Raw genomic sequence first — 19,168 nt, forward strand, 5'->3', positions numbered from 1 at the left:
GCGTATACCACATCCCTTTGCGAGGTTCAGGATGGCTTGGAGACTCTGGAAGACCGGGAAGCGGCAAGATGGGACGCAAAGCTGGCCCAGCGATGCGAATCAGTCGATAAAGCAGCTTCTGGACATGTACCTCGCCAGCGATGCAGCACCGTTTTCAGGGTGGGCCGCACCAGGAATCATATTCGCGCCAGATGTCGAACCGGTCCTGCGAAACGGAGTTCGCGGATATCAGCTTGCCCTCTGGTTCTGGCTCTTTGCCGAGAAGCATGGCCCGATCGCGGCACGAATGGTACGCGAATCCTTCTGCCTGTTCGCTGAGGAGGCGCAACCGTCGTCCGGTGACAGGATTGATGCGCTCCTCGACTTCGAAAGCCGCCTCGCGCATTCTATCGAGGCGATTTCCTCCGAGGCGCGCACGTTTCGGCTGGAGAGCCTGTCGGTAGAGCTACCGATGGAATTCTTTCTGGCCACAGGCTTCCTCCGACTTGCTCCCGAATCCCCTTATGCCGGAGCGAATGAGAGCGCCAGTCTGCAAGGCAATGATTACAAGCTCGCTGACTGCTTTGGTCATGCAACCGAGGAGGCGCTGGCGGTATTCCGAGCGATGATAGACAAGGTCGACTTTGATGCGAAATCGCTATCGAACTGGAAATGGAGCGCCCATCCTGGCGCTGCCGAGCGACATCTGCAACGACGCTACAGCAATCCCCTGTTTCCCCTGCACCGCCAGATGGTGACGGCTCATGAGGTCTATGAAGCACGTCTTGCCGACGCCCAGTCCCTTCACGAAATCAGCAACGAGCTTGGTGAGCTTAGCCTCTCGTTCTCGCAGACGACCGAACTACCGCTGAACTGGCAATCGTTCCTGGAAGGATATCGGGACTACGTCGACCGACTCGATGAACGCCGCCTCGCGGCGGGTGGGCAGAACGCGCCGCTCGGTGACGCAATTGAAAGACTGCGCACTGACATCCTCACAACCTGGCGCACTTCCCTTCACAGGAACCGGCACAGCCTTGCCACACTGGACCAGGACGAAGCGCAAAGGGCCGAGCGACGCGCGCTTCTGTACGGATGCGACTGGACCGCACAGATTCTAAGTAACGGCTCTCTGATACCGCCAGAAGAGGTCGTTCCTGCCCTTCTGAGTGAGTCCCCGTCTGAGCTGGAAAGGGTGGTGACCGCCCTTCAGGCCGAACCCCGACTGCATGAGACGCTTATGCAATGTCGCGCAACCGCGCATCGACTTGACAACGAATCCCGCTCGGGCGGCCGCAATATTCCTGACATTGGCGACAAGCTCCGTATCCTTGACGGTCCACCCGGGCAGGTGCCGGCCTGACGTCGCCCGTTCGAAGTCAAACGTCCGGCCGTTCAATGCCGGGGCTTGCAGCGTCCAGGGCAGATCTGCGTACAGCCTTCGGCGGCGAATCTGTCGATGAGGCGGTCCGGCACGGCAAATTCGGGGAGTCGGACCTACTTGGGCTTCTTCGAGATCGACATGGTCCAATCCGACTTCTGTCGGGAGCGAGTTGACGGAGTTGCTAGCGATCCCAACAATTCGGTATCGGGGCTGGTCCGGACTGTTCGGGGCAAGTGCTTGTGATGCACGACATGTCGGGCGTCTTCCCCGGCAAGACCGCTTACCCGACGAGAAGGCATTCCAATACGGCCAGCTTCAATCCCGCGCCTATGGCCGCTTGCCTGCGTTACGCGATTGATTTCGGTAGTCGCGGGTTTCGTTGCAATGAAGGTGAGCGTTCGTTGATCTGCGGACTGGCGTCTGTTTCGGCAATATCGCCGGCCGTGAACTGTTTGCGATAAGCGGCGGGCGTGAGTTCCTTCAACGCCTTGAACTGTCGGTTGAAGTTAGCGACGTTCGGAAATCCAGAGCGGGCTGCAACGACGGAAACCGGGATGGAAGTGTGCGCGAGCATCCGGCAGGCATGTCCAATCCTGACCCGCGCGATATATCGCCCAACGCTCTCTCCAATGTGCTGCTCGAAGTAGCGGGCCAGAGAACGCTCCGACACATTTGCAGCCTCGCAAAGTTCGGATAGACGCAGCGGTTCAGCGAAGCGTAAATCGATCATCGAGAGCACGCGATTGATACGTTCCGGTTCGTGGCCTGAAGGACCCTCCGTCCGGTCGCTAAACGCAGTAGGCGAAGCGAGCGGCTCACCAGGCGCTTCCGCAAGCGTGCACAAAACGTTTAGCGCTACGGCAAGGCGTTCTCGGGGGGCGCTGGACAGGAGCTCGTCGACCTGGGTGTGCATCGCGGCGCCGACCTCCGGACTGAACGCCAGCCCGCAGGCCGCCCGGCGTAACAGATTACGCAAAGGCGCATATTCCGGGCAGACATCCGCAAGCCGACGCGCCCAGTCGCCGCCGAACCAGATCACGATTGCAACCTGAGGAGATGCCGAGTCAATCGAGCGGTTCGACGCCCAGGTATGAGGAAGATTCGGCGGCACGAGAACCAGGTCCTCGTCTAGATAGTCTGCAATCGAATCCCCGATATAGCGCTTGCCGTTACTGTTCAGCGTCAGGGTCAGTTCGTATTCGGGATGATGGTGCCATTCAAACGGAATGCGCGGCAAACGCCGGTGGTAAACCCTAACCGAGCAGTCATCGCCAAATTCGACATGTTCGTATGCTGGTTTCATGGCAGAAAGCGCAAAGAATTTGTCTGGATGGTATCACTTTTGTGGGTGCGGTCAGCCTATGCTTCGGACATAGCAGAACCCACAAGGAGACGACCATGGCACTCATCATCGACGATCTGCCGGCAGCCATCCGGCAGGCCAAACAGGAGCTTCGCGCACGACTTCCGAACTATCGTGATGTTTTCGCCGAGGTGGATGAAACGATCCGCGCCGAAGCCAGCAGAATTGCCGCGCAACGCAGTCGCGGCGAAAACGTGATCCCCGAAATCCAGTTCTCGGACATCGCGGAGCAGCGGGTGAGCGCAGAGCAGATCGACCTCGTCAAAACGCGTGGTGCATGTGTGATCCGCAATGTGTTCGACCGCACTCTGGTGGAAGGGTGGGACCGCGACATCGCGGACTACGTCGAACGCAACGATCTGGATACGCGCCTGCAGAACCGCGCCGAGGACAAATACTTTGGCCAGCTCGCGTCGAGCAAGCCACAGATTTACGGCGTGTACTGGTCAAAGCCGCAGGTCCTCGCGCGGCAGGCGCCATCGCTGACGGCGGCCCGTGTCTTTCTGAACCAGTTGTGGCGCAATGAGAGTGAAGGCCGGGTCCATTTCGATCCAGAGCGGGTGCCGGTTTACGCGGACCGGATGCGTCGACGGCCGCCTGGTTCCGAGTCATTGGGCTTGTCCGCGCATTGCGACGGCGGCTCGGTCGAGCGGTGGATCGAAGGTAACTTCCGCAAGGTGTACCGGCATGTGTTCGATGGCAACTGGCGTCAATACGATCCGTTCGACGCTGCATTCCGGCCCGACGTCGAAGAGATCGCGTCGCCCGCAGTGTGTTCGATGTTCCGCACATTTCAGGGGTGGACCGCGTTGACGCCGCAAGGCCCCGGCGACGGCACCCTGCAGCTCGTGCCCATTGCGAATGCGATGGCTTACATTCTGCTGCGCGCCCTTCAGGACGACGTCGCCGATGATGACCTGTGCGGGGCGATGCCTGGTCGCGCGCTCTCCATCAAGCCGGAATTTCATGCGCCGTTGTTCGACGCGCTGTCATCGATTCCCCACATGCAGGCGGGCGACACTGTGTTCTGGCACAGCGACGTGATCCACGCAGTGGAAGACGCGCACCACGGTGCAGGCTACAGCAACGTGATGTATATCCCGTCGGCGCCCGCTTGTGCCAAAAACGATGAATACCTCAGGCGCCAATTGCCCAGCTTCCTTGAAGGCAAGAGTCCGCCCGACTTCCCTACTGACCACTTCGAAGTCGACTTTGTCGGACGGGCTACGGCCGAAGATCTGACGCCTCTCGGTAAAGCTCAACTCGGTTTCGATCTGTAAGCGCTACCCTGACGCACGCCATCGTGGCGTGCGCCTGCCTGGTGATTCATAAACAAAACTAACGGAGACAGCAATGAAAAGAACACTCATGTCGGGCGCGATTGTCGCAGCGGCGCTCGCCACGGGCGCACAGGTCGCCAGTGCTGCCGAGTCACTTTCTGTGTTGCACTGGTGGACCTCGGGTGGCGAATCGAAGGCGATCAGAGTGCTGAAGGACGACATGAATAAGCAGGGTTACGAGTGGAAAGACTTCGCCGTAGCCGGAGGCGCGGGTGCGGCTGCCATGACGGCGTTGAAGACACAGATCATGTCCGGTAACGCACCGTCGGCTGCGCAGATCAAGGGGCCGTTGATACAGGACTGGGCTGATCAAGGCGTGTTGGTCGATATAGACAAGTCCGCCACCGATTGGAAAGCCCAACTTCCAGCCCAGATCAACAAGACCATGATGTCAAAAGGCCACTATGTGGCCGCACCATTCTCGGTGCACCGAATCAACTGGTTGTGGATCAACAAAGCCGACCTCGATAAAGTGGGCGGTAAGCCGCCGACGACATGGCCCGAGTTCTTCGCGCTAGCCGACAAGTTCCGGGCGGCGGGCATTACGCCAGTCGCGCGTGGTGGCCAGCCTTGGCAAGACATGACCATCTGGGAGACGGTTGTACTTTCTCAGGGCGCGGATTTTTATCGCAAGGCCCTGATTGATCTCGACCAGAAAGCACTGACTTCGCCGCAGATGTTGCAGGTGTTCCAGATTGTCCGAAAGATTCAGGGTTACTTCGACAAAGGCTCCACCGGTCGCGACTGGAATCTCGCGACTGCCATGGTCATCAACGGATCGGGTGGTATGCAGTTCATGGGGGACTGGGCGAAGGGCGAGTTCGCGAATGCGAACAAGAAGGCTGACGTTGACTATATCTGCGCGGCTGCGCCTGGTACGTCGAATGCCTTCACCTACACAGTGGACTCGTTCGTGTTTTTCCAGCAAAACGGCAAAAAAGAAGCGACGCCTGGTCAGCTTGCGCTTGCCAAAACGATCATGTCCGTCGATTTCCAGGAACAGTTCAGTCTCTACAAGGGTTCCATTCCTGTCCGGCAGGATGTTCCCATGGGCAAGTTCGACGCCTGCGCCAAGAAATCATTCGCAGATGAACAGTCCACAATCAAATCCAATACGTTCCTTCCGTCATTCGCTTTTGGTGATGTTCAGTCGTCGGCCACCCAGGGTGCGATTACCGATGTCGTGACGAACTTCATGAACTCGAATGATGACCCGCAAGAGGGGATGCGCAAGGTCGCCGCTGCAGCGAAGACCAAATAGGTACGAGTTCGCAACCGCCTGGCAAAAATCAGCCGGTTATGCAGCGTCATTCGTGGGATATGAGGTCGCCTTTATGAACGTCTCCTCCACGTCTGCAAGATGTGGATTTAGCCCGCTGTTAGCGCGGGCTTTCTTTTCGTTGCAGATAGCCTTCCAATGAAGCCCCTGCGGATCCGTCGGCCATGCGACTCGACGCAACGGAATCCGACGACGCCCCATATCGACGGTCTGTAGCCAGTCTGGTAGGAACTGCCGGAGGAAAAGCCAAATGCAATGACCCGTTGGACATTGAAGTGGGCGCATGGTGAAGCAACGATCCAGGCGCTGGGCGGAATGCTTGGCCCGTCCGGTTTGAACTTGGTGGAGGTCAATGCATATCGCCGCTACATGTCGCACCGTGGGGCGACGATGCGCGGCGGCCTGGACTTATGCGAGCGATGCGCGGAGAGTGGCCATGCCTTCCGTTTGGAACCGTCCATTGCCCCAGTGGCCTGCCGCCGTTCAGTGCACTTCCAACCGGAACCGGACCTCTAGATGTGACTCTGCTGCCCCTCACGGTGGCAACTGAAGAAATCTTGCAGATTGCAGGTTGCCAACCGCCCTTCGTTTTGAGGTACGCAGCCAGCGGCGCCGACGTTCTGCTTGACTGGAATGTCGAAGAGCTTCCAGATGCTTTGCTTTGGATTAGCAACGGCGGCCGGACAAACGCACCGTGGTGCGGGAGGAACTTTGCACTTGGCGTCGAGCCAGCTAATAGTTTCTTTGATCTCGGGCGCGTCGTGGTCCCGCCTGCTAGCCACCCACTCGCGGCCCGTTCTGGACTAAGGTTCTTGTTGAAGAGTCGCGCACCATTCGCTATCGGCTTTCAGTACGGGCAATCTGAACGCGGGCAGTTGCGGATCGCGCAGCAACCGGCATCCGCCACCCGCCGATCGTCTGCCCGCCCTGGTGCAGGCTATTCTCACCCCGGCGCTTCGATTCAGGCTGTGCGTTTGCGGCGTGTCGGCGGGCGCGTCCATTCGCCGCCCTCCTCAACGTGTTCCGTCAGCTTGTTGATGCAGTCAAAAAGCACTCGCTTTTCCTCGGCTGACAAAACGGACATGAGCTGTTCGTCGAAGATCTTGCCGATCCGATCGCACTTGCGGACGATCGCCTTGCCTTTCCTGGTCAAGTTCAGGTTGATGACACGTGCATCCGTCGTGCCGGTAGAGCGCGTCAGCAAGCCGCGATTAGCTAATGTGGTGACCAGCTTCGAAACCAGCGTCTTTTCAAGGTATGTCAGCTCAATCAGCGGGCCGAGGGAAATGCCCGGCTGCATATCGACGAAACGCAGCACGCGCAGGTCGCGAAGCGTTACGTCACATTCGGCTTCGTAAAGGCCAGACGCCACGCCCTTGGCCAACTCGCTCAGTACATCCAGGCGGAAGTTCAAATGCTCCAGTCTTGGATACGGTGCCTTCGACATGCTGTTCTCCCATTCGGCTACTTTAATTCAGTTGCACACTGCAACTTTTAAATATTACGCGTTTCGTGCACGAAACATACCACCGTGCGGAAACTCGCATAAGTGCGGACGAGCCCTGCGCTTACCAAACACGGTGCGATCGCACACGGTGCCAACATGCGCTGCTGCTGGGTCGCGACGGGCGCGCCGCTCAATGTATGCGCCGCTGCGTTCGAATTCTGGAAGCGCATCGACGACGCCGACTAGACGCACGGCACAATGTCCATTACGAGCCGGCTCGACCGACGTGTTCCGGGTTGTGGTGCAAATCGCAGGGAGCGGAAAACCACCGGATTTCCGCCATCTCAGCCCGCTCCCGGCCCCTTCCCGAGAAAGCCTTCGAGAAACTCGACGAACGCCGTCACCTTCGCCGTCAGATTGAGCCGCTCTGGATACACAGCATAGATATCTGCTGGCGGCAACGACCAATCGGGCAGCAACTGCTTGAGACGGCCAGACTGCAGATAGGTGGTCGCATCCCACTCCGAGCGCATCAGGATGCCCTGTCCGTCAAGCGCCCAGACGAGCGTCGCTTCGCCATCATTGCTGCTCAGCACACCGTGCACCTTGACTGTCTCGTGGCGCTTCCCCTTGCTGAAATGCCAGGTGCCGTAGGCCGTGTCGTTTTCCCTGAGTACGATGCATTGATGCCGCTGCAGATCGCGCGGCGTATCCGGTTCGCCTTTCGCGCGCACGTAGATCGGCGACGCACAGACCATCCGGCGGTTCGTCGCGACCTTGCGTGCGATCAACCTCGAATCAGGAATCTCGCCGAACCGCACGCCGACGTCAAACGCCGTTTCGGCGAGATTCAACGGGCGATCCGTCAACTCGAGTTGTACCTCGACGTCGGGATACTGGCGATGAAACGCTGCGATGGCCGGCGCGATGTGACGGCGGCCAAAGCCGAACGTCGCATTCACGCGCAACAGCCCCTTTGGCGTCGCTCTGCTGCTCGAAATGGTCCGGTCGAGTTCTTGTAACGCAGACAGCAGCTTCGACCCCGTAGTCAGGTATTGCTCGCCCTCGTGCGTCATGCTGAGCCGCCGGGTAGTCCGGTTCAGTAGCCGCACACCGAGGCGCCGCTCCATCTGCGCAAGACGCGCGCTCACCGCGGGCGGCGTGACCCCAATGTCCCGCGCGAGCGCCGACAGGCTGCCATGTTTGACGAGTTTGACGAAAAACTCGAGATCCGAAACCGCATCCATTGATAAATTCAATTTAATAGTAGTTTAGATTCTACTGAATTCTATAACGGAATTGGCGAATTAGACTCCCGCTTATCGGTCGATCATGACCGCGCCCCACGCTTCAGATTCAACCGGCCAGAGGAGTCCATGCCGAACACTTTCTATCAAAAGCTCGTCGCATCACATACGGTTGACCGCCTCGACGAACAGCATGTGCTGCTGTATGCGGACCTGCATATCATGAACGAGTACACGAGTCCGCAGGCGTTCGCCGGACTCGCTGAGAAAGACCTCCTCGTGCGCCGGCCACGGCAGCAGATGGGGATTGTCGACCACGTCATCCCGACGCGTGCGGTGCCGGTTGCCGCCCGCACGATCGACATCGTCGACGCATCAAAGCAAGCCGCGAATTTCACACGCAACTGTGTCACGCAAGGCATCCACCTGTTCGACGTGAACGATCCGGCGCAGGGGATCGAGCACGTCGTCGCACCGGAAATCGGACTGATCCGGCCTGGCATGGTCGTACTGTGCGGCGATAGCCACACGACGACTTACGGCGCACTCGGCGCACTCGGTTTTGGAATCGGCACCTCAGAAGTCGAACACGTACTCGCGACGCAAACGCTCGTCTATCGCGTGGCGAACGACATGCGGATCACCGTCGACGGCGAACTGCCGCCTGGCACCACGTCGAAGGACCTGGTACTGCACATCATTGCCCGTATCGGCGCACAAGGCGCCCGTGGCTTCGCGCTCGAATATGCGGGATCGACGATCGCTTCGCTTTCCGCCGAGGCGAGAATGACCCTGTGCAACATGACGGTCGAAGCCGGCGCGCGCGCTGCGTTGATTGCACCGGACGACACGACGATCGACTACGTGCGGGCCCGCGTGCGCGATCTGGATACGGCTACGCTCGATAGCGCGGCGGCCGCATGGCGCTCGCTGCGCTCGGACCCCGATGCTCTCTTCGATGTCGAACATCGCGTCGATGCATCGCAAATCGCGCCCTATGTTACGTGGGGCACAAGTCCAGACCAGGCGATTCCCGTCGACGGGCACATTCCCGAGGTCGACACGGCAACCGGCATCGACGCAGCAACCGCGCGCAAGGCACTCGACTACATCGCGCTGCCGTCCGGCGCAAGCATCGAGGGCACGCCAATCGATCGTGTGTTCATTGGCTCGTGCACGAACGCGCGCATTGAAGACCTGCGAGCGGCTGCGGCTATGGTGCGGGGACGCAAGGTCGCGGCATCGGTTCGCGCCATGGTCGTTCCTGGTTCCGGCATGGTCCGCGACCAGGCGGAGCGCGAAGGCGTTGCGCAGGTCCTGATCGACGCGGGCTTCGAGTGGCGCCAGCCCGGCTGTTCGATGTGCCTCGCGATGAACGACGACGTCCTGGCGCCGGGCGAGCGCTGCGCTTCGACGACCAATCGCAACTTCGAAGGCCGCCAGGGCCGTGGCAGCAAGACACACCTGATGAGTCCCGCAATGGCCGCTGCCGCCGCGATCGCGGGTCATATCGTCGACATTCGCAAGGAGCTTGTACATGGCTGATCGCCGTCTCATTCAGGGCACCGCAGCACCGTTGCCGATCAACAATCTAGATACCGACCAGATCATGCCGAAGCAGTTTCTGTTCGGCATCGACAAGTCGGGGCTCGCGCGTGGACTGCTTTACGACCTGCGCTACGACGACCGCGGTCAGCAGCGCGAGACGTTCGTGCTGAATCGCCCGGAATATCGCGACGCACGTATTCTCATCGCCGGTTCGAATTTCGGCTGTGGCTCGAGCCGCGAACACGCCGTGTGGGGGCTGCAACAAGCCGGCATCGAAGCGGTCATCGCTCCGAGCTACGGCGAGATCTTCTACTTCAACGCCGGCAACAATCGCCTGTTGCTCGTGACGCTCGCGCCGGAAATAGTCGATGCACTCGTTGCCGAACTTGCCAATACGGACACTAAACAGTTGTCGATCGATGTCGAGAATGAAGTTGTCGTGACTGCCTCGGGCGAGCGTCATTCGTTCTCGATCCCGCCGCGGCAAAAACGCATGTTCATGGACGGTCTCGACATGGTCCAGATGACACTCCAGCAATCCGACCAGATCGACGCGTTTGAACAGCGGCATTGGGCAGCCAATCCGTGGGCACGCATTGATCTTCCCGCCCAGCAACGCAGCATGTCGTAACCAGACGCAAGCATGCTCTCCATGCGTGCGTGTCGGCATCGAGCGACGCGAACTTCAACCTGATAACGAGACCGGCGCGTGGAACGCGCCGGCGGGAGACAACCATGGCCCAACCTTCCAGACACGCTACCGTGCCGGACGCCCGCGCGCTAGAGACGCGCACCGTCAAGAAGATCACATGGCGCATCGTGCCATTCATCATCGCGCTGTACTTCGTGAGCTTCCTGAACCGCGTCAACGTCGGTTTCGCCGGCCTGACGATGAATCACGACATCGGGTTCACGCCGGCGATGTTCGGCTTCGGCGCGGGAATCTTCTTCGTCGGCTACATCGTGTTCGGCATGCCGTCGAATCTTGCGCTGCAGCGCGTCGGCGCGCGGCGGTGGATCGCGTTGCTCATGGTCGTGTGGGGAGGTCTCTCCGCTGGGACTGCGAGCGTCAGCGGTCCCTATAGCTTCTATGTGCTGCGCTTCTTGCTGGGGCTGGCGGAGGCCGGATTCTTCCCCGGCATCATCCTGTATTTGAGCTATTGGTTCCCGGCCCGGCACCGGGCGCTCGTGACGGCGATCTTCATGACCGCCGCGCCGTTATCGAACATGATCGGCTCGCCGATCTCCGGCGCCATCATGGGCATGGACGGCATCGCACAGATTCATGGCTGGCAATGGCTCTTCATTCTCGAAGCGGCGCCGACCATCGCGCTCGGCGTGATCGCGTTCTTCTTCCTGACCGACAAGCCTGAAGACGCGCGCTGGCTCGAAACCGAGGAGCGTGAGTGGCTCACGCTCGAGATGGACCGGGAGCGCGCCGCCAAGGCGACCGGCGCGGCATCCAGCGTATTGGCGGCCACGAAGGATCCGCGAGTGCTCGCCCTCGCCCTCGTTTATGCGGGCACGTCGACTGGCCTGTACGCGATTGGCATTTGGGCACCGATGATCATTAGCCACTTCGGCTTCAGCTATTTCGAACTGGGCCTCGTCAACGCAATTCCCAATGTCGTCGCCGTCGTGGGCATGGTGCTCTGGGCGAAAAACTCCGACCGCACCGGCGAACGCAGATTGCACGTATCGATCGCATGTCTGGCCGCGGGCGCAGGGATGCTGCTTGCCGGGTATGCACCCTCCGCACTGCTCCTGATCGTCGGACTGTCGGTCGCGAATTTTGGCATCAACGCTGCGAAGCCGCCGCTCTGGAGCATGCCCACGCAGTTCCTCTCCGGTTCCGCAGCAGCTGCGGGCATCGCATTGATCAATGCGATGGGCAGTTTGATAGGCGGCACGATCGGCCCGATGGTCATCGGCAAGCTACGCGAAATCAGCGGCGACTACTCGTTCGGACTCTACTTCGTCAGCGGCACGCTGATCGTGTCGGCGGTCATTTGCTGGATGTTCGGCCGTCGACAAACTGAGTCGTCCGTTACACCCACAGTCTCCTGATCCTGTTGTGCGAAGCAGCGCCCGATTTTCGCAAATAGGATCAGTTTGCAAAAGCCATACAAAACCTGACCAAGGTGATAACAACGCAGACGCGGTTGCCTAATCGCTAATGCGTCTACGCTCCTGACACGCGTAGACGTAACGGCCCTTGTGACAAATCATTATGCAGAAGGGCCGCTATCCGGAAAGCACTCGCTGGCGTCGGTGGGAGGCCGTGTTTTTCGGCCGCCCACCGACGCCGCGGCATTTATGCGGCGGTCGAAGCGACACTTCATACCGCATGCCCTTTGGCCAAAACCACGCCTGAATTGAACTGGCAAGACGCTGTATCCAGCGCAACCCGAGCCGCCACCATAAACGTTCTGATGCAACCGTTGGTACCGCGCCTCAATTCTGAAGGCAGTTTTCGCAACGATTCCCAATCCTGAACGTCTTGCAGCCGCTTTCGCCGCCGAACGTTTGCGTTTCGCCCAAAGACGGTGCGTCACCAATTTTGCCGCGCCTGATGCACCTTCGTTGCGCCTATCTGCACACTTCCCGAACATGGCAGCGTGTTCACTTCCACATGGAAATGCTCGATTCGCCGTTGAATTTGGTGTTTTCGCACCATGGCACGCTTCGTGCAAATCGAATCAATGCGTACATTTCAATTGTTGCGATTTGCATCTATATTTCGCCGACAACCGGCGAAACCAGCAACTGAGTGTCCTGAGGAACAGACGCTTCACAGGCGTCAACCAACCGTGTACCGACGCTGCGCGTAGCGGGCACGTGAGCGAAGCGCGAAGTGATTGAAGTTCAGCACGAGGTCCGGCATGCCAGTACAACTAGCGTTGCGAAACATTCGAAAATCCTTTTCCAGTAAACAGCGCTCGGGCGTTGATCCAGATCGTGAGCGCCGCGGTAAAACGCATGCTTGACGAAGGCGTCTATCCGATGAATGTCGACATCACCCCGAAATCGCCGACGGCTGCGATGGGTATGCGGATCGCGCTCGGCAACCCGAAGCAGCAGCCGAAATACGACACCTTCATCGCGCAGAACTTCATTCATCAGGCACTCGCCACGAAATGAACCATTCTTCCCCCTCCCCCGGCATCCGCGAAATCCGTGACGCGATCCGCACGGGAACCCGCACCGTCGAGCAGACCGTGCAACAGGCGTTCGATGCCGCGCAACGGCTGCAACCAGAGTTGCAAGCGTTCATCCATCTGCCGACGTCGCCGATCGTCAATCGTGCCGATCGCGACGCGCCGCTCGCGGGCGTCCCAGTCGGCATAAAGGATCTGATCGATACGGCTGATATGCCCACCGCGTATGGATCGCCGGCCTACGAAGGGCGCAGGCCCGAAAAGGATGCATGGGTGGTCGCCCGTTTGCGCGAAGCCGGTGCCACGATACTCGGTAAGACAACCACCACCGAGTTCGCCTGGCGTCAGCCCGGCGCAACGACCAACCCGTGGAATAGCGATCACACACCTGGCGGCTCGTCGAGCGGCTCCGCTGCCGCCGTTGCGGCAGGCATCGTGCCACTCGCGCTCGGCACGCAGACGTTCGGCTCCGTCATCCGTCCCGCCGCGTATTGCGGCGTGGTCGGGGTAAAGCCGAGCTACGGCACGATTGCGCGGACTGGCGTGTTGCCGTTGTCAGCGTCGCTCGATCATCTTGGCGTTTTCACCGCCAATGTCGCTGACGCAGTTCATGCGCTAGCCATTCTGGCAGGCAGCGACGCGGACGATCCACACGCGTCGCATAACAGCCGCCAAGGGAAAGTCCCTGGCGACGCGGCAAAACGGCCGCCGCGCATCGGCGTGTTGCGCGAGCAGATCGGTGGACCGATCGACAAAGCGCAGCAGCATGTGCTGAATCAACTAGCCCTACGTTTGCGTGCCGATGGCGCGGAAATCGTCGCTGCCGACTTGCCTGCTGAACTGGCCGACGCTGCGCGGCATGCTTCGATCCTGCTCGCAGTTGAAGCCGCATTGACACACGGCGAATTGGTAGACCGTTCGCCAGCTCTTGTCAGCGCATCGATCACGGCTCTGGTCGAAGAAGGCCGGGCTTTACCCGCGACCGAGTATGCGAAAGCCAAGGCATTGCAGATAAAGATGGCGCTTCGCTTCGACCGCTGGCTGACCGAAGCGGCGCGACTCGACGCGCTGCTGGTAGCGCCCGCATCGGGCGAGGCGCCCCTTGGGCTCGACTATACGGGCGATGCGGCGTTCTGCACGCCCTGGACCTTCCTCGGCGTTCCGGCGGTGACGTTACCGGTTGGCTTCGGTCCGGGCGGACTGCCGCTTGGCGTGCAACTGGTCGGTGCAAGTCAGCACGATGCCGCTTTGCTATCGCTTGCCGAGTGGGCGGAAGGTAGAACCGGCTGGAACATCGCAGTTGCTTCTCGCTGTGGCCAGCTTCGTTGTGTGCAGCAAGTATGACGTGATCGTGCAAACCCGCGGCGGCTGAGCGGATAGCGATGATCGATTGATTTTTGAGGAAACATGAGAGCAGATTTTTTGAATCCCGTGCGCGGCATCCGCGGGATGGCGGTCACACCCCATGCGCTGGCGTCGCAAAGCGCGCTCGCGATCCTGCGCGACGGAGGCAATGCCGTCGAGGCGATGATTGCCGCCGCGGCGACCATCGCAGCGGTGTATCCGCATATGAACAGTATCGGTGGCGACGGCTTCTGGTTGATTTCGCGGCCGGGCGAAGAGCCCGTCGGCATCGAGGCGTGTGGCGCGGCGGCATCGGCGGCGACGATCGACGCCTACCGCGCACGCGGCCTGCAATCCATTCCGTTTCGCGGCCCGCTGGCGGCGAACACGGTGGCCGGAACAGTGTCGGGCTGGTCGCTGGCGCATCGCTGGTCCACTGACACACTCGGCGGCAAGCTGCCGGTCGCGCGCTTGCTGGAAGACGCAATCGCCTACGCAGGGGGTGGCATCCCGGTCACGCGCAGCCAGTCCGATTGCATCGCGCTCAAGCGGCACGAACTCAAATCAGTCGCGGGGTTCGCCGAGACGTTTCTGACGAGCGACCACCCGCTGGGCGTGCCGGCCGTCGGCGAGCGCTTCGTGCAGCCGCGCCTCGCCGCGACGCTCGAGCGTCTCGCCCACGCGGGTCTCGACGATTTCTACCGGGGCGATCTCGCGCGCAGCATCGCGGCCGACCTGCGCGCCCTCGAAAGTCCTCTGTCGCTAGCGGATCTTGAACAGCATCGCGCAAGGCTGCGCACGCCACTGGCGCTCACGCATTCGCTCGGCACGATCTACAACATGCCGCCGCCCACACAGGGGCTTGTATCGTTGCAGATTCTCGGTGTGCTTGACCGTGTCTTGCGCGACGATATGGATCCGCTCGGGCCCGAGTACGTCCACGCGTGCGTGGAGGCAACCAAGCTCGCGTTCGCCATACGCGACAAGCACATCACCGACCCGGATTACATGGACATCGATCCACAGGCGCTGCTTGCGCCGAGTGTACTCGACGCGATGGCCGAGCGGATTTCGATGTCCACGGCAGCACCGTGGGGGCGCGGTCTCGGACCGGCCGACACAGTGTGGCTCGGCGTGATCGATGCCGATGGCGTGGCGGTCAGCTTCATCCAGAGCATCTATCACGAGTTCGGCAGCGGCCTCGTGCTCGCGGATTCGGGCATCAACTGGCAAAACCGCGGTTGCAGCTTCTCGCTCGATCCCTCTGCGCGCAACCCGCTTACGCCTGGGCGGCGGCCATTTCACACGCTGAACCCTGCGCTCGCGCGCTTCGCCGATGGACGCACGATGGTGTACGGAAACATGGGCGGCGACGGCCAGCCGCAATCGCAAAGCGCCGTCTTTTCGCGGATCGCGCACTTCGGCTGGAATCCGCAAGCCGCTATCGATGCGCCTCGCTGGCTGCTAGGCCGGACCTGGGGGCAAACCAATGAATCGCTCAAGCTGGAGGCGCGGTTTCCGGTCGACACATTCAATGGGCTGCGTCGTCTCGGCCATGACGTCGAGCAGATGCGGCCGTACGACGAAGCAATGGGCCACGCGGGCGCGATTGTCCGGCACGGCAACGGGTGTCTGGAAGCAGGCTTCGACCCGCGCAGCGACGGCGCCGCGGCTGGCTGGTAAGCGCGCCTGCTAGACAGCGGGCGGCCGCGCCGCCCGCACCTTTTTGAACCGACGGCCCGCGAGCGTTTGCGCTGACGTCAAGGACGGCGCACGTCTGTCCATCTGTCGATACATCAATCCCAAACGGAGAAACACGTTGAACACCCCCACGCAAGCACTGAAAGGCGCCGCCCCGCCCGCCGCGCAAACAGCCGCGCATACTCGCTGGATCCAGCTCGGACTCGGCCTTGTTTGCATGATGACGATTTCGAGTCCGCAATATGTATGGACTCTGATGACGAAGCCGCTCATGGCCAAGCTCGGCATCGCACTGCCGGAACTGCAAGTGACATTCTCACTGCTGGTGCTGCTGCAGGCATTTTTTTCACCGTTCCAGGGCGCGCTGATTGATCGTTTCGGGCCGCGCATGCTGATCTCGATCGGTACGCTGCTGGCAGGCGTGAGCTGGGTGTTGGCTTCGTATGCGCACAGCACATCGATGCTGTACCTCACGTATGGCTGCATTGGCGGTCTCGGAACCGGCATCGTCTATGTCGGCGTGGTGGGATTCGTGGTTCGCTGGTTCCCCGATCGACGCGGCTTCGCCGCCGGTGTCGCTGCCGCGGGTTACGGCATGGGCGCCATTGTCACCACTTTTCCGATCTCTGCATCGCTGGCAACGCACGGCGTCGAATCCACGTTGTGGCTCTACGGCATCATCTTCGCGGCGGTCGGCCTCCTCGCCTCGCAGGGCCTGCGAGTACCGCCTGCGGCCCACAGTATCGGCTCGGCAGTATCCCAGTCAGAGGTCTCGACGCTCGACTACCGCCCGTCCGAGATGCTCAAGACGCCTCTGTTCTGGCTGATGTTCGTGATGATGACGATGATGTCTACTTCGGGCCTCATGGTTACGTCGCAGATGGCAAGCTTCGCCGCCGACTTCGGCGTCAGCAAGGTGCTGGTCTTCGGGCTCGCCGCGTTGCCGCTGGCACTGACGATCGACCGCTTCACGAACGGTCTGACCCGTCCGCTGTTCGGTTGGATATCGGATCGCCTGGGGCGGGAAAACACGATGTGTTTCGCGTTCGCGCTGGAAGGTGTGGCGATGGCGCTCTGGCTGCTGACGCGCGAAAACGCGGTCCTGTTCGTACTGCTGTCCGGCGTGGTGTTCTTCGGCTGGGGTGAGATTTTCTCGCTGTTCCCTTCGACTCTGACCGACACGTTTGGCGCCCGTTATGCCACCACGAATTACGGCTGGCTTTACATCTCGTTCGGGATTGGCTCGATCTTCGGCGGCCCGCTGGCCGCGTTGCTGCATCAGCATACCGGCAGTTGGGTGCCGGTGTTCGGATGCGCGATCGTGCTCGATCTGAGTACTGCCGTCCTTGCAATGTTCGTGTTGAAGCCGACTCGCGCGCGTTTTGTGCGAGTGCTTGGATAGCCTGTCTTTTTGCGCCTAATGGCGGCCCTGCGCAGCAGGGTCGGCACGCTCCGACCCTGCTGGCGGGGCAGTCTCGTCTCGAGCGCATGTCTGGCGATGCCATTGGTATAGCTCGGCGGCATCATTATGTCTTCAGGCGAAGAGTATAAGAACGAGCCACAACCACCAGTGCGGCTGACTCATTCCACCGGCACCGCGGAGTTGACTTCCGATCAGTTGCGACAGCTTCTTGGCTCGGCACCGGGCGACGCTATCGTCACTGCTGCAGTGAGAGTTGCGCTCCACCAGTCCCTCCATCTCACGTTCTCGTCCGTCCTGGTGATATCGATCGGCGCGGTCGTCTCCCTGTTGCTTGTACCCACCATCAAGCTCGTGCAAAGGAGCGAACCTACAACCAATTGATACGCCGGCCTTTTCCTCACCGGGTCACCTTTGACCCAGCGCATGATCGGCGATTTCTATCGCTTGCCCGCGTCACTTTCGATTATCTCCACTCAGAGCCGCGCACCTATACTCAATTTTTAACCAGCACGGAACAGGCGCCTGCGGCGTGGCAGATGACCAGTTCATACATCGCCGATGCGCAACGCCCCGCGCATGCACGTGACATTCAAATAGCGAGTCAGGAGAAGCAGGCATGAGCAGAGCACCCGCCGCGGTCGTCGCGTACGCGCAGCCGAAGACATCGGTTCGCTGGAAGATTTTTCTCATCATGTTGCTGCTGGTCACGGTCAACTACATCGATCGTGCATCCCTGTCCGTCGCAATGCCGATGATCGCAAGCGAGTTCACGCTTACGCCGGTCATGCAAGGCCTCATCATGAGTTCGTTTTTCTGGTCGTACACGCTGATGCAGATTCCGGGCGGCATGGCAGTCGACCGCTTCAAGCCGCGGCTGGTCCTCGCGCTGTGCACTTTGCTCTGGGGTGCCTTCCAGGGTCTTGGCGCGTTGACGACCAATGCGATGTCCTTGCTCGCGACGAGGCTCGGACTCGGTGTGGCGGAAGCGCCCGTGGCCTCGGCGGGAGGTGCGCTCAATGCGATGTGGCTCACGCAGCATGAGCGGGTTCGTGGCGCATCGTTGATGGACGGCGGTTCACCGCTCGGCGCGGCGCTCGGATCAGTACTGATCACCTGGCTGATCGTAGTGGCGCACTCATGGCGCACTGCGTTCGCGATCGCCGGCGTCGGCACGGTCCTATGCGGCGTAGGCGCCTGGTACTACATCAAGAATCAACCGCGCGATCACGCCGGAGTCAACGAAGCCGAAGCGGAACATATCGAACAGGCCCGCCGCAAGGAAGATGAAAAGGAAGCGAAAAACCTGTCAGGCAACTCGCTCGATTTCTTCAGGTATCGCTCAGTGTTGCTGATGTTCGTCGGCTTCATGTGTTGCACGACGCTTTACTACGGCCTGTTGACGTGGATGCCCACCTATCTGCAGAAAGTGCAGGGCTTCAACATTCAGCAGATGGGCGGCGCCAGCTTCGTGATCTTCTTCTGCGGCTTCATTGGTGAACTATGCGGTGCCTACGTCGCCGACAAGTGGCTCGCGAGCGGCGCCGCGCCGAACCGCGTCATGCGCACGATCTTCGGTATCGCCGGCGTGGTCGCCACGATTGCGGTGTTTTCAGTCGCACATGCGACGAGCCCCACGATGGTCGTGATCCTGCTGTCCATCACGCTCTTCTTTCTGCGCTGGGGTGGTCTGTACTGGTCGATCCCCGCGATGCTCGCCTCGCGCAACAAGGTGGGCGTGCTCGGCGGTCTGCTCAACTTCGGTGGGAATATCGGCGGCATGGTGATCCCGATCGCGATCGGCGCGATCGTTCAATTCACTGGCTCCTATTTCCTCGCGCTGATGTGTTTCGCCGCAATGGGCGTCGGCCTGATGCTCTGTTCGATCGGAATCGATTATGAAACGAAGATTCCGGTCTAAGCCATCGCCGCGCCTCGCATGAACAACGTTGCTACTG

14 protein-coding genes and 1 pseudogene are annotated in these 19,168 nt (G+C 60.5%); 12 read left to right on the forward strand and 3 right to left on the reverse strand.

All coding sequences use genetic code 11. The annotated features are described in order from the left end of the window. Positions 1-31 precede the first annotated feature (31 nt). On the forward strand, positions 32-1,342 hold the full coding sequence (locus tag B0G74_RS31360) for a tryptophan leader peptide (protein WP_132379724.1): 1,311 nt from the start codon (positions 32-34) through the stop codon (positions 1,340-1,342). A gap of 163 nt (positions 1,343-1,505) precedes the next feature. Next, a pseudogene (locus B0G74_RS46880) lies at positions 1,506-1,824 on the forward strand (3-methyl-2-oxobutanoate hydroxymethyltransferase); the annotation flags it as partial. Here the strand turns inward: B0G74_RS46880 and B0G74_RS31370 are convergent. Beyond that, a complete protein-coding gene (locus tag B0G74_RS31370; RefSeq protein WP_132379726.1) occupies positions 1,710-2,666 on the reverse strand; it encodes an AraC family transcriptional regulator in 957 nt (318 codons plus the stop codon). The pseudogene B0G74_RS46880 and the gene B0G74_RS31370 overlap by 115 nt on opposite strands. A 95-nt stretch (positions 2,667-2,761) precedes the next feature. Here B0G74_RS31370 and B0G74_RS31375 point away from each other — a divergent pair, with 95 nt between their 5' ends. Then, a complete protein-coding gene (locus B0G74_RS31375) occupies positions 2,762-4,006 on the forward strand; it encodes a DUF1479 domain-containing protein (protein ID WP_132379728.1) in 1,245 nt (414 codons plus the stop codon). A gap of 73 nt (positions 4,007-4,079) precedes the next feature. Beyond that, a complete protein-coding gene (locus B0G74_RS31380) occupies positions 4,080-5,327 on the forward strand; it encodes an ABC transporter substrate-binding protein (RefSeq protein WP_132379730.1) in 1,248 nt (415 codons plus the stop codon). Between the two features lie 979 nt (positions 5,328-6,306). Here B0G74_RS31380 and B0G74_RS31385 read toward each other — a convergent pair. Both B0G74_RS31385 and B0G74_RS31390 read right to left on the reverse strand, forming a co-directional pair. Beyond that, entirely contained in the window at positions 6,307-6,792 is a 486-nt protein-coding gene (locus B0G74_RS31385) for a MarR family transcriptional regulator (RefSeq protein WP_132379732.1), read from the reverse strand. Positions 6,793-7,136: 344 nt separating this feature from the next. Further along, positions 7,137-8,039, reverse strand: a complete 903-nt coding sequence (locus B0G74_RS31390; protein ID WP_132379734.1) for a LysR family transcriptional regulator — start codon at positions 8,037-8,039, stop codon at positions 7,137-7,139. Between the two features lie 129 nt (positions 8,040-8,168). Between B0G74_RS31390 and leuC the strand changes: the two genes are divergently transcribed. The 8 genes from leuC to B0G74_RS31430 all read left to right on the forward strand — a co-directional run bounded on the left by leuC (position 8,169) and on the right by B0G74_RS31430 (position 19,131). Further along, complete coding sequence (gene leuC, locus B0G74_RS31395) at positions 8,169-9,584, forward strand: 3-isopropylmalate dehydratase large subunit (protein ID WP_132379736.1); 1,416 nt, start codon at positions 8,169-8,171, stop codon at positions 9,582-9,584. Further along, positions 9,577-10,218, forward strand: a complete 642-nt coding sequence (gene leuD, locus B0G74_RS31400) for a 3-isopropylmalate dehydratase small subunit (protein ID WP_132379738.1) — start codon at positions 9,577-9,579, stop codon at positions 10,216-10,218. Before leuC ends, leuD begins: the two co-directional genes overlap by 8 nt. Before the next feature lie 104 nt (positions 10,219-10,322). After that, complete coding sequence (locus B0G74_RS31405) at positions 10,323-11,654, forward strand: MFS transporter (RefSeq protein ID WP_132379740.1); 1,332 nt, start codon at positions 10,323-10,325, stop codon at positions 11,652-11,654. Positions 11,655-12,566: 912 nt separating this feature from the next. Continuing rightward, complete coding sequence (locus B0G74_RS31410) at positions 12,567-12,728, forward strand: hypothetical protein (RefSeq protein ID WP_243658399.1); 162 nt, start codon at positions 12,567-12,569, stop codon at positions 12,726-12,728. Then, entirely contained in the window at positions 12,725-14,089 is a 1,365-nt protein-coding gene (locus B0G74_RS31415; RefSeq protein ID WP_132379742.1) for an amidase, read from the forward strand. The genes B0G74_RS31410 and B0G74_RS31415 overlap by 4 nt, the downstream gene beginning before the upstream one ends. A gap of 63 nt (positions 14,090-14,152) precedes the next feature. Then, positions 14,153-15,772, forward strand: a complete 1,620-nt coding sequence (locus B0G74_RS31420) for a gamma-glutamyltransferase family protein (RefSeq protein WP_243658400.1) — start codon at positions 14,153-14,155, stop codon at positions 15,770-15,772. A gap of 157 nt (positions 15,773-15,929) precedes the next feature. After that, on the forward strand, positions 15,930-17,192 hold the full coding sequence (oxlT, locus tag B0G74_RS31425; protein ID WP_243658476.1) for an oxalate/formate MFS antiporter: 1,263 nt from the start codon (positions 15,930-15,932) through the stop codon (positions 17,190-17,192). A 637-nt stretch (positions 17,193-17,829) separates the two neighbouring features. Then, complete coding sequence (locus B0G74_RS31430; protein WP_132379746.1) at positions 17,830-19,131, forward strand: MFS transporter; 1,302 nt, start codon at positions 17,830-17,832, stop codon at positions 19,129-19,131. Positions 19,132-19,168: the final 37 nt, after the last annotated feature.

This window comes from Paraburkholderia sp. BL9I2N2 (genome assembly GCF_004339745.1).
Taxonomy (GTDB): domain Bacteria; phylum Pseudomonadota; class Gammaproteobacteria; order Burkholderiales; family Burkholderiaceae; genus Paraburkholderia.